The organism is Prevotella jejuni (genome assembly GCF_900187995.1).
Lineage (GTDB): Bacteria > Bacteroidota > Bacteroidia > Bacteroidales > Bacteroidaceae > Prevotella > Prevotella jejuni.
This window is the reverse complement of record NZ_FZNZ01000002.1, coordinates 18,055-30,485: the sequence shown is the minus strand read 5'-3', so window position 1 is coordinate 30,485 and position 12,431 is coordinate 18,055. Positions and strand designations below refer to the sequence as shown.

The 12,431-nt window shown below is 43.4% G+C and carries 9 protein-coding genes; 6 read left to right on the top strand and 3 right to left on the bottom strand.

The features are described 5' to 3' along the window. Positions 1-8 precede the first annotated feature (8 nt). Positions 9-578 carry a DJ-1 family glyoxalase III gene (locus CHB62_RS00770; RefSeq protein WP_009010959.1) on the bottom strand — a complete coding sequence of 190 codons (570 nt, stop codon included), beginning with the start codon at positions 576-578 and terminating at the stop codon, positions 9-11. A 134-nt stretch (positions 579-712) separates the two neighbouring features. Here CHB62_RS00770 and CHB62_RS00765 point away from each other — a divergent pair, with 134 nt between their 5' ends. The 6 genes from CHB62_RS00765 (at position 713) to CHB62_RS00740 (ending at position 8,194) form a co-directional block, all read left to right on the top strand. Continuing rightward, positions 713-1,603, top strand: a complete 891-nt coding sequence (locus CHB62_RS00765) for an NAD kinase (RefSeq protein WP_089365283.1) — start codon at positions 713-715, stop codon at positions 1,601-1,603. A gap of 148 nt (positions 1,604-1,751) precedes the next feature. After that, positions 1,752-3,431: an ABC transporter ATP-binding protein gene (locus tag CHB62_RS00760; RefSeq protein ID WP_089365282.1), complete on the top strand. Its 1,680-nt coding sequence runs from the start codon at positions 1,752-1,754 to the stop codon at positions 3,429-3,431. A 128-nt stretch (positions 3,432-3,559) separates the two neighbouring features. Next, positions 3,560-4,492 carry a redoxin domain-containing protein gene (locus CHB62_RS00755; protein ID WP_089365281.1) on the top strand — a complete coding sequence of 311 codons (933 nt, stop codon included), beginning with the start codon at positions 3,560-3,562 and terminating at the stop codon, positions 4,490-4,492. Positions 4,493-5,025: 533 nt separating this feature from the next. Continuing rightward, positions 5,026-5,523, top strand: a complete 498-nt coding sequence (locus CHB62_RS00750; RefSeq protein WP_089365280.1) for a hypothetical protein — start codon at positions 5,026-5,028, stop codon at positions 5,521-5,523. 681 nt (positions 5,524-6,204) lie between these two features. Then, the gene (locus tag CHB62_RS00745; protein WP_089365279.1) at positions 6,205-7,653 is read left to right on the top strand and encodes a hypothetical protein; all 1,449 of its coding nucleotides are present in this window, start codon (positions 6,205-6,207) and stop codon (positions 7,651-7,653) included. A gap of 7 nt (positions 7,654-7,660) precedes the next feature. Then, entirely contained in the window at positions 7,661-8,194 is a 534-nt protein-coding gene (locus CHB62_RS00740) for a DUF6646 family protein (protein ID WP_176414826.1), read from the top strand. 101 nt (positions 8,195-8,295) lie between these two features. Here CHB62_RS00740 and CHB62_RS00735 read toward each other — a convergent pair whose 3' ends face one another. Continuing rightward, positions 8,296-10,182 carry a glycoside hydrolase family 13 protein gene (locus CHB62_RS00735; protein WP_240616222.1) on the bottom strand — a complete coding sequence of 629 codons (1,887 nt, stop codon included), beginning with the start codon at positions 10,180-10,182 and terminating at the stop codon, positions 8,296-8,298. 244 nt (positions 10,183-10,426) lie between these two features. Beyond that, positions 10,427-12,340: a type I pullulanase gene (pulA, locus tag CHB62_RS00730; RefSeq protein WP_089365277.1), complete on the bottom strand. Its 1,914-nt coding sequence runs from the start codon at positions 12,338-12,340 to the stop codon at positions 10,427-10,429. Between the last annotated feature and the right edge of the window lie 91 nt (positions 12,341-12,431).

Sequence of the window (12,431 nt, the reverse complement as noted above, 5' to 3'; positions counted from 1 at the left end):
AATATGGTTTATGAATTAAGAAGACGGTCGTAAATCATACCCTTCTTTATCTCTTCCACCTTCTCAGCAGGTAGGAAATAGCTTAGAAGTTTATATCCGTAAGGGAAAGAAGCGGCAGGACCTGCGCCAGTTGTTACGTTTCCGTCCTCCTGAACAAGTGCTCCTGTGTACTCAGCGTCCTCACCTAAGTAGCTTTCCATACCTGGATAAATGGTTGCCTTCTTACCTTTTAACAAGCCAACAGACGCCAACACCAATGGAGCAGCACAAATAGCAGCAACGCGCTTACCCTTCTCAAACTGCTCTTTGAGGGCATTGCGTACGCCTTCGTGCTCGTTCAAGTTCTTTGAACCAGGCATACCGCCAGGCAACATCAGCAAGTCTGCATCCGAGAAGTCGGTTATGTTCTCAAAAAGGAGGTCGGCTTTAACCACTACACCATGTGAAGATTCAACGAGATTACTGCCTGTCACGCTAACCATCTTAACCTCTATGCCTCCACGACGTAGGATGTCAACAGGCGCTAAAGCCTCTACTTCTTCGAAACCATTAGCCAGAAACTCATATACCTTAGCCATAATTATTTTGTTTTTAAGTAATAAATCCAATTAAAATCTTTACTTTTGCAAATGAATAGTGTCTGCAAATATACTAAATAATCATGGTATTGTGTGGCTTGTAAGACTAAAAGAATTAAAAAAGATACCGTTTTATGGCAGAAAGGAAACTTAGTTTTGCTGTCTTCGGCAATGCTTCCAAGGCTTTTGACTCGCATCAGATAACTGAAATCTTAGGTTATCTGGGGGCGCATGAGGTTGATGTATATATTGAACAGAACTTTTATAATAGCCTACAAAAGGAGCTTAAGAAATCGATTTCTATAGCGGGAGTATTCGAGGGGGTGAACTTCGATGTCGATTATGTTATCTCCTTGGGTGGCGATGGTACGTTTCTAAAGGCTGCAAGTAAGGTTGGCCCCAAGCAAATACCTATCATTGGCGTGAACATGGGACGGCTGGGTTTCCTCGCAAATGTTGCCCCAGAGGAAATTAAAGATGTACTGGATAATGTCTTCGAAGGGCAGTTTGAGATTGAGGAGCGTGCTGTTATCCAACTTGAAGCAGACGGGAAGGCTCTTGAGAATTGTCCTTTTGCCTTGAACGATATTGCGATTTTGAAACGTGATAATGCTGCGATGATATCGATAAAGGCAAGTGTAAATGGCGAATTTTTGGTAACTTATTTGGCTGACGGACTCGTTATCAGTACACCGACAGGCTCAACTGCTTACTCATTGTCGGTTGGTGGTCCGATTATCGTACCTCAATCGGGTATTTTAAGTATGACTCCTGTAGCCCCACATAGTCTGAATATTCGTCCGATAGTTATCAGTGATGAGGCTGAGATAAAGTTAGAAGTAAAGAGCCGAAGCCATAATTTCCTTGCAGCTGTGGACGGTCGGTCAGAGAAACTTAGCGAGGGTGTGACGCTGAAGATAAGGAAAGCGCCCCATAAGGTGCGTATCGTGAAGGTCTATGGGCAGCGTTTCTTCTCAACACTACGCGAGAAGTTGATGTGGGGAGCAGATACTCGTCAGCTTTAGGAAGGCTGGTTGTTAGTGAGAAAAGGCGGTGATAGGCTTTTTAGTTAGGCTGGTTTTCATAGCTGTCCTAGCTTTACTAGCAATCCTAGAGTGGCTAGTAAAGCTATTTATTCAAGGCTATCAAAAAAAATAAAGATAAGAAACAATAATGCTAAACAAGATAAAGAAACTCTTTCAAATCCCTGAAACGCATTACACAAGTAAGCAGATATTCCGCTGGTTGTGGAATGCCTGGCGTGGTAATCGTAAGCAGGCTGTATTGAATGCAGTGATAGGTATTCTCAGCGTAGGCGTCTCCTTGGCTACTGTATGGGCTGTTCAGCATGCCATTGACGTGGCTTCTCATGCCAGAGAAGGCAGCATCTATGTGGCAGTGAGCATTATGGGGGCTTTAATACTATGTGATTTCGCATTGAATATAGCCTCTGTATGGGTGAGAAACCTATTAGGTATCAAGGCACAGAACCGTATGCAACAACGCATGCTCGACCGTATTCTACGCTCTGAGTGGCACGGAAAGGAGCGTCATCACAGTGGTGACGTGCTCAACCGACTGGAGATTGACGTTGCTAACGTGGTGAGCTTCCTCACAGAGACTATCCCTAATTCAATCTCAACATTGGCGATGTTCCTCGGAGCCTTCTTCTATCTGATGTCAATGGATTGGCGTCTTGCCATCATCATCGTTGTTATGATACCGCTGTTTGTCCTTATCAGTAAGGTCTATGTACGCCAGATGCGACGGTTGACACGCGAGGTTCGCGACTCAGACTCCAAAGTTCAGAGTGTCTTACAAGAAACTATTCAACATCGAATGCTCATCAAGACACTTGAAAGTGACGATATTATCGTTGGTAAGTTAGAGGGAACTCAACACGAGTTGCGTCGTAAGGTAGTGCGAAGAACAAAGTTTTCTGTCTTCTCAAACCTCGTCTTGAACTTTGGTTTTGCCTTTGGTTACCTTGTTGCTTTTACGTGGGCAGCCCTCCGAATGTCGGCTCATTCGTTGACATTTGGCGGTATGACGGCCTTCTTACAATTAGTAAATAAAATCCAAAGTCCTGCTCGTCAGCTCACGAAGCTGGTTCCTGCTTTCGTCTCAGTGTTCACCGCCTCAGAGCGACTCATGGAACTTGAAGAGAACCCATTAGAGCAACAAGGAGACCCGATAGAGGTTGTTGGCCCTTGTGGCATCCGTCTTCGTGAGGTCAGTTATCGGTATGATGATGGCGAGCGGGAGATATTAAAGAATCTTGACTTCGACTTCTATCCAGGGTCTTGTACGGCTATTCTTGGCGAGACGGGGGCTGGTAAGACGACTCTTGTACGTATGCTTCTTGCTTTGTTGAAGCCTAATACAGGCTCAGTGGAGATTTACAATGACAAAGAGAGCAAGGAGTTGACACCATTAATGCGTACTAATTTCGTCTATGTCCCACAGGGTAACACGCTTCTTAGCGGTACTATCCGTGAGAATCTACTCCTCGGTAAGGTCGATGCAACAGAGGAAGAGATGATTGAAGTACTAAAGAAGAGTTGTGCTGACTTTGTCTTTCACCTCCCCTTGGGCCTCGACACCCTCTGTTCGGAGCAGGGAGGAGGACTCAGCGAAGGTCAGGCACAACGCATAGCCATAGCCCGCTCGTTGTTACGCGACCGTAGTATCATGATATTCGATGAGGCAACATCAGCCTTAGACCCGCATACTGAGCGTGAACTCTTGGGTAATATCCTCTCTAATCATGATAAGACAGTGATATTCATCACCCACCGTCCGGCTGTAGTAGACTATTGTGACCAGACATTAACCATAGAAAAAATACAATAATGTACTTGCGTTATTCAAAATAAGGTCGTATATTTGCAACACTACTGAAAGCTGAGAGGAGTACTAAAAACTGTAAAGTCCATTGTTATTATTGGTAGATAGAAAAAGAAAACAGAATCAGATTAGATATGAAAAGAATTCTTTTAGCCATTGTTAGTGCGTTTCTTATGTCAGCACCAATGGCTTTTGCGCAGACAACAAACGTCGAACAGACTAAGGATTTAGATGCTAAGTATGCCACGAATATGCTCAAGCCGGGCACACGTGCGCCTGAGTTTAACTTGAAGACATACGATGCTAAGGACATAAAGTTGAGCCAGTATCGTGGTAGCTACGTGGTATTAGATTTCTGGGCAAGCTGGTGTCCAGACTGTCGACGTGATATTCCGGCTATGAAGGCCCTTTACGAGCAGTTCCGTGATTATGGAGTGCAGTTTATTGGTATCTCTTTTGACACCGACCGTGAGGTCTGGGCGCAGACTTACTGGGGTAAGTATCAGATGCACTGGACACAGGTGAGCGAGCTGAAGAAGTTTAGGAAGAACACAGTTATCGACAAGTTGTATAAGATAGATTGGATTCCTTCAATGTATCTCATCGACCCAGAGGGTAAAATAGTTATGGGTACGGTTGAGATAAGTAAGCTGAAAGCGAAGTTGGAGTCCCTTTCTCTGACTCCACAGGTGAGTAAGACTGAGGTGCTCCCAACCTTTGAAGGTGGTCAGGAAGCTATTAATAACTATTTTGCACAGAGTCAGCGGCGTAGCATTCAGTCGCTCCGTTCAAAGGTGCATGCCGAGATGACTGTCGTCTTCAACGTCGAGATGGATGGCACAGTCACTGGTGCTCGCGTCGTAGAGGTGAAGAACGTGAAGGGAACAAGCAAGCATTTCATGAAGATGGAGGCTGAGAAACAGAAGCGAGTATTGGACAACTGCGTTGAATACTACAAAGAACAGGCTGTTCGTCTTACTAACAATATGCCTAAGTGGAACCCTGCTATGCAGAATGGTAGGCCTGTTAAGAGCAAGACAACAGTTGATATTGTCTTTCAATCATAGGCTAATTAGACTGTAAGCAAGTCTTAAATAAGATACAGAAGAGGGTGTGTCAAAATGCAAATATCATTTTGATAATCTTACAGTTTGAAACAATCCAATAAAAAATGACCATTTCTATACTCGATTTTGAGTAAAGAAATGGTCTTTTCTTTGCCTTTAGAAGAATCCTACTTATAGATTGAAAGTTGTCAAGTTATTAATTTGCATTTTGACACACCCTCTTCTGTTTTTTACCTCTTTAAAAACGCTCTTTTTGAATCCACCTCAGCATCATCACCCATCGTGTTAGTACTCCGCACCATTGGTGCTTACCCTCCGCACGCTATGTGCTAAGCACTAACACGTATAGAAAAGATGGGTAAGACGAACTTTTGTTGACCAATGTTTGGAAACAAGAATATTAATGCTTACTTTTGTGAATAGTACATAAAGGAAAGGTTATAGTTGATAGTTGCACCGTTTTATAGTGTCTTACGTTCCGATATAGTTAGTAGGTTAGATTGATAGCGGTTGACTTTTTAATCTTTGGAAGAATGAATAAGTTATTATGGTTATGTGGAATAATTGCCTTCGCAGTCGTCAGTTGTACAGAAGGTAATCGAGGTAGTATCAAGAAAAAGGATACACTCAGCACGTATGACTCCGTTCTTATTGGACGTGATCCTGGCTTTAGTAGACATCTTACGGAGGATTATTGGATGTTATATAAGGATGGTATTGTAACAAAATGTACGCGATCTGTATTTGCATCTGACGATGGTAAAGACACTGTCAGAACTGTTCGTTTTAGTGACGCCAATGGTCGTCGAGTGCAATATCTTATTGACGATATATACGTCAAGGGTACTGCAAAGGACATTGTGGCTGTAGAAGATAACAACTATTGCAGTGATTTGGGTGGACTCTACATTTATTTCTATTATCCGGGAAAGACTGTTCAATATCAATATGACTGGGGACAGACCGGAGTAAAATACTCCTCCGAGTTCAATAAACTCATGAAACTGTTAAAGGTGTATGATGCTGAATAGGGAGAAAGACGTATAAAAGCAGCGAGAAGAACGTTTGTACTGTCTCTCTGTTGTGTCAATAGATGAGTTATCCGATTTCTGATTTGGCATGGTCATCATTCTTTAGTACTTGTGTCTTTCGTGTATCCCTAAATAGTTTGAAGTGTCCATGAAAATAGAGAACTCTGCCCATGCGCTGAGTCCGTATTCGATAAGACCCCTTTTTACCTAAAACAAAAGTTGCTGTCACTGCTGTCATTCAAAGTCATCATCCAACTGTTTAGTTTACAGTAGGCTTACACGAAATGTTAAATGTGACAGCAAACAAAAATAAAACTTATTCTTGTATACTTTGAATAAGTATCTATTATTAGAGAGCCTTTATCATTACATGGCTCTGGAAAACCTTGTATATCTATTAAAAAACTTTTTTAAGGAGTGAATAAGTTGTATGCAATAATCTTTCAAAACCTCTTTATGGTCAATAGATTAGGTTAATTTGGATGAAAATAATAGGAGGCAGTGAAAGTTTCTTTGATTTATTTGTAACTATCCAATAAAAAATGTACTTTTGTGTTCAGTAAGTTAAAACTCTAAAAGGAGGAAGACGAGTGCTAAAATTATATAGTGTAACGAACTTTTAGATAGCTTTTTAAAATATAAAGACAATCTTAATCATTAACTATTAACGATAAAGTAATTATGAGAACTCTGCTATTATGTGTTATTGCGTTGTGCTCTCAGGTGATGAGTATGACTGCTCAGGTGACAGGAAGAATAGAGTATCCTCACCGTGCTGACTATGAAGATCAGGTCGTGTTGCCTGTGGATGACAAAGGACTGGTCATTCAGTCGTTTGCCAAGGACAGCAAAGAGGGTAAGCGTTACTTCAAGACTGAGTTTTATTCAACCGTCATGAAGCTGATAAGTACCGATTCAATATTGATTGATAAGGGTATGTATTTCTATTCAGATGTGGTTGAGAGTGGTGTGCTTTATACTGTTTTGCGCCAGAAGGATGGTTCGTTTATGATCGTTGCTTTCAATCCTACAACACATAAAATAACCACAACGGATGGTGAATACACCCGTAAAGGGTCGATGAGAAATCTCGTTATTGCGAATGGATCAGTCGTTTTCAGTTCAACACAGAAAAAATTAGACCGCATTGGCATCATTGATTTGAAGACGGGTAACTGTCGATTTACTGATATTCACTTCCCAAAAGTGAAGGATAAGAATATCTTTGTGCTTGAAAATACCGTGATAGACAATACTATCTATGCGTTGGTAGGAGTAGAGACCGACGTCTATCTGGTTCGTATGGATATGCAGGGCAATCAGTTAGGAGCAAACAATCTCACTGCTGATATTGCCGAACGAATCATCTCGGCATCAGTCTCAAAGGCTGGAAGTAGGTTCTTTGTCACAGGAACTTACTCTAAGTCGAAGAAAGGTGGGGCTGAAGGTATTTTCTTCTCAGAGCTGAAAGACGATAGGTTTAATAATATCAAGTTCTATAACTTCTTAAAGTTGAAGAACTTTACGGAGTATATGAGCGACCGTAAGCAAGCCAAGATTGAACGCAGAAAGGAAAAGGCAGAGAAGGCTGGTAAGGAGTATTCGCTGAAGTATCTGATGGCTTCTCACCGCATTATGACGGATGGTAAGGATTACTTCTATCTTGGTGAGGCTTACTATCCAGTTTATCGTACAACCTGGATTGGTAATACAATGATTACAACCTTCGCAGGTTACAACTATACACACGCTGTTCTTGCAAAGTTTGATGTTGCAGGTAATCTGCTTTGGGACGAATGCTTCCCTATGGAGCCACGCCTCATGCCGATGTATGTGAAGCATTTTGTTTCTGCAAGTATGAAGGGTAACAATGTTAATCTTCTCTTTACAGATAAGAACAGACTGGTATCTAAACTCTTTAGAAATGCGGATGGAAATGTGATTCAAGACCGTACGTCGGAGATTATAGAAACGGATAATGAAGACGAAGATGTTAAGAAGATGCGTTATTCTAACTCTCAGCACTGGTATGGAGATAACTTCCTCGTCTATGGAACGCAGGTGGTGAAGAATACTAAGACTGGTGAACGCCGTAAAGTGTTTGCTGTTACAAAGTACACTATAAAATAATTGAGCTATGAAGATGATGAGAAATGTAGATAAATTTCGCCTCTTTCAATGGCTTTTATTGCTTGGTTGTCTGCTTTGTGTTCCGCATAGTGCACAGGCACAGGCGTGGGACGGAGAAGGAGATATTAAAGTTTATGCAGGTTATGCCAATGTTGGAGGACGGTCTGGTATAGAGTTGGGCAGCGATTATGCGCTTAGCGACTTTGTTTCAGTAGGCGGACAGCTAACTTATGTCAACGTGAAGGACTATGACGAAGGACGTGATAGAGCCTTTATGGGGTATGATTTCAGCTTGACGGGTAACTATCATTGGGCTGAAGTACTGAAACTACCATCCGTACTGGATATTTATAGTGGTGTTTCCGTCGGCTTGCGAACAGCTGGTTTGCAGGCAGGTGTACGCTATAACTTCAGTGAGACATTCGGACTTTATGGGCAGGTGCGGCAGAATCTCTTCAAGACTTTTGGCGATGATGTGGAACATGGACGCGTCTATCAAGGCAAAACCGCTCTCTCTGTGGGTCTGACTGTTACGTTCTGATTTAGTGAATAGAAACAACAAAGACTATCGGGAACTCCGATAGTCTTTGTTGTTTAGTGTGAAGTTTATATTCGTTTTGGCTTTTATTCGACGTTTTAAAGTTAGAAGCTGAGCACCATTGCTTGTCGTTGTACCAAAGGAATGTTCTTTGTGAGGTCTACAGTAGCACCTGTAAGGACATCGGTTGCAGTGGTATGTGAACCAATTACTTCGGCATAGCGGGCTACATCGACTTGGTTGTCAGCTTTCTTACCATTGAGGATGGTGAGGACTGTTTTGCCATTATATTGTCGGGCGAGTACGTAAACACCATGGTGAGGGATGAATTGTGTTTGTGTTCCCTTGTTGATAACATCGTTGTTCTGTCGCCAATGGAGTAGGCGGCTGGTCCAATCAAACATAGCATTCTCGGCTTTGGTACGGCCTTCACGTGTGAACTTGTTGATCTTATCGCCAGGGAAACCACCAGGGAAGTCTTGTCGTACATTGCCGTCTGTTTCCGTTTTCGTACCATTCATCAGAATCTCCGTTCCATAATAGAGCTGTGGAATACGCTTCATTGTCAGCAAGAGAGCGTACGCCTGCTTTAAAGCCGTTGAGTCCTTACCGTTGCCAAGGTAGCGGTCAGTATCGTGATTCTCAATGAATGCCATCACAGAAGATGGGTCAGTATAAAGGTAATCATAGCAGAGAGAGTTGTAAATGCGGTTCCATCCCTTCCACCAATCATCTGTTTCCTCGTTCTTTGCCTGCGAAAGACGATCGAAGAAGGCGAAGTCCATCACCGTTTTTAGATTGCTGTTAATGTCAGAGAGTTTGCTGTCTTTCTGCCAAGCTGCCGTATAAGCAGGTTCTGTTACCCATGTTTCGCCAACGGTGTTGAAGTTAGGATATTCCTTGTTGAGGACCTTCATCCAATCAGCCATGGCTTGTCGGTCTGCGTAGGGATAAGTATCCATACGGATTCCATCGATACCTACGGTTTCAATCCACCAAATAGAATTCTGAATCAGATACTTAATAACGTGTGGATTGCGCTGGTTGAGGTCAGGCATAGAGGGTACAAACCATCCGTCAACAGTCTCTGCCATATCTACTTTACTGGCGTATGGGTCGAGGACAGGAGTAAGCTTGTAGCTTGTTTGCAGCCCATAGTTAGGACTGTTAAACCAGTCCTTTGATGGATAGTCTTTGATTGTCTTGCCGTTTTCATCACTGCGTGTACCCTTAGCCCATGGGTGATAGTCTCCACAATGGTTGAAGATCATATCCATGACTACCTTTAGTCCCTTCTTATGACATTCGTTAACGAGGGCTTTATACTCCTCATTCGTACCGAAGCGAGGGTCAACACGATAGTAGTCGGTCGTAGCGTAGCCATGGTAAGTACTGTTTTTACCATTATCGGCAGGGCGATCATTCTCCAATACTGGGGTGAGCCAGAGGGCAGTAACACCAAGGTCAGTGAAGTAATCGAGGTGTTGACGGAGTCCTTCAAGGTCGCCTCCGTGTCGAAGACTTGGCTCATTGCGGTTGCAGAGCTGGTCTTCCATCCCTTTGATTACGTCATTCTTTGGGTTACCATTCGCAAAGCGATCAGGCATCAACATATACAGAACATCCGATATATCGAAGCCCTTACGATCCGTCCCAGCCATCTCTCGTGCCTTTAATTGGTACTTCCTAATTGTCTTCTTACCATTCTTATTAGAGAAGGTAAGGTTTATCTCACCCGGTTTCGCCCCTTTTAAGTTGAGATAAACAAGGAGGTAATTAGGTGAGTCGAGGCGTACGAGCGAGTCAATTTTTACGTTAGGATAGTCTGTTGTGACGTCTGCAAACTTAATGTCCTTGCCATACACCATCAGCTGCAGCGTCGGGTCCTGCATATCAGCAAACCAGTTAGTAGGGTCAATGCGTGTTACGTCGGGTGAAGCTGTGCGGTTGTTGGCTTTCTTAGGAGCTGCCGTACTATTCTGAGCGGTCATAGATGTTGATAAAAGAAGTAAGAATAAAAGCGTCTTCCAAATCTTTTGAAAGTGTGAAAGAGTAGGATAGTTCGTCATTTGTTAGAGGTTTATAATAGGTGATTTGTTCTGCTGTTGGATTGAGCTTATTGGCCTTATTAGTCTAATAGAGCCAATAAGGCCAATATTCCTAACAGCTATTAATAATCTGCTGAATGCTCAGCGCTCCTCCTTTTGTGGGAGGAGTGGGGGAGAGGTCAGCTTCTTAGTTGTGGAGGATAAGGGCAGACTGGCCATCAACCATTACCTCACCACCTTCCATCTGACCTAAGCCAGCTTCATTCACCTCGCCATTAGCGCACACGATAGTGTACTGTCCCTTAGGTATATTGACGGTGCGAAGCTCCTTATTGGCATTGAGGATGACGTATATATCCTTCCATTTATCCCCACCAGCATGGTCTTTTAGACGGAAGGCAACCAAGCAGTCCTGTACGGGAAGAAACTCAAGATGTTTGCGAACGAGGTCGGCTTTGCCCAATCGGAAGGCTGGATGTGCCTTGCGAAGGTTGATGAGTCCACTATAATAGTTGAATACCTGCGGATAAGTCTTGAGGTTATTCCAATCGAGATGATTGATACTGTCAGGTGAATTAAATGAGTTATGCACCCCTTTCTTGTCGCGTAGCATCTCCTCACCAGAGAGCATGAAAGGTACACCCTGCGATGTGAAGATAGCCGTTTGGGCAAGTTCATTCAGACGAATCAGCTCATTCTCGTCATATTCAGCCTCTGGAATAGACGCTTTCAGGCGGTCGACAAGACACATGTCGTCGTGGCAGCTGACATAAGAAATCATCTGGGTTGGCTCAAGAGCGTATGGTTTCTTAGAATAGTTCACCTTCGAGTAGTCTACCTGTGGGTGATCTATCATACCAGCAATACCTGCCTTCAAGCTCTCTTCTAAGCCTGTAATACCACCAAGGAAACCGGGCTTGTGGTCGTCAGAGAACGGTCCACGCAAGGCATCACGGATGTCATCAGAGAAAGCTGCAATACCAGGCATCTGTGGAATAGCAGCTTTTACAGCCAACTTATCGTGAGGGTAAGCACACGTACCAGCGCTCCATCCCTCTCCATAGACAAATATCTCTGGGTCGATAGCATTAAGTTCACGACGTATATCATTCATTGTCTCAATGTCATGCACACCCATAAGGTCAACGCGGAAACCATCGATATGATACTCATTCACCCAATATTTCATTGATTCCAACATATACTCACGCATCAAAGGGCGCTCACTTGCCGTCTCATTGCCGCATCCCGTGCCATCAGAAGGAGTGCCATCAGCTTTGTATCGATAGTAGGCTTTAGGATAGGTACGCTCGAAGTTGCTGTTAGTAAGGTCGAAGGTATGATTATAAACAACGTCGAGGATTACCCTGATACCCGCCTTGTGCAATGCTTGTACCATCTGTTTAAACTCCAATATACGGCGTGTTGGCAGATTGGCATCGTATGAGTAGCTACCTTCTGGTACGTTATAGTTCAATGGGTCATACCCCCAATTATACTGTGGGACGTCAGGCTTGGATTCATCTATCGAAGCAAAGTCGAACGAAGGGAGGATATGTACAGCGTTGATACCCAATTTCTTCAAATAGTCAATAGCCTTTTTCTCAGTCAGAGCAAGGTATTTACCCTTGTGCATCAAGCCCGATGAGGGGTCAATAGAGAAGTCACGATGATGCAACTCATAGATGATAAGGTCTGCCGGACTCTTAGTTGGCACACGACGGTCGGTCTCCCAGCCTGTAGGGTTCGTCTCCTTCATATCTACAACGGCACCACGTCCACCATTACAGCCTACGGCCTTGGCAAAGACACCAGGTGTTTCGCCATGTCCGATATCAAAGGTATAGAACTTACCTTTGAGGTCTCCCTTCACAGTAGTAGTCCATGTGTTATCGCCATTCTGTGTAAGTTTAATCTTCTTGTAGGCTTTTCCACCTCTTCCTGACTCATAAAGGCGAAGCGTTGGTTTGTTGGGAGCGTTAAGGCGGAAGGTCGTTTCGTTAGGAGAATACGTCATCTCGTTAAAGCGTTGTTGTGCAGCAACGCTCTGTGAGAGTATAAAAGCGGCCACAGAAGCCGCTATGTTATATTTGAGTTTCATTGGATGTTGAGTGTTGGGTGTTTAGTGTTGGGTGTTTAGTGATAAGTGATGATGGAGCGTTATAAGGAATTATAACGGCCATCATCACCTA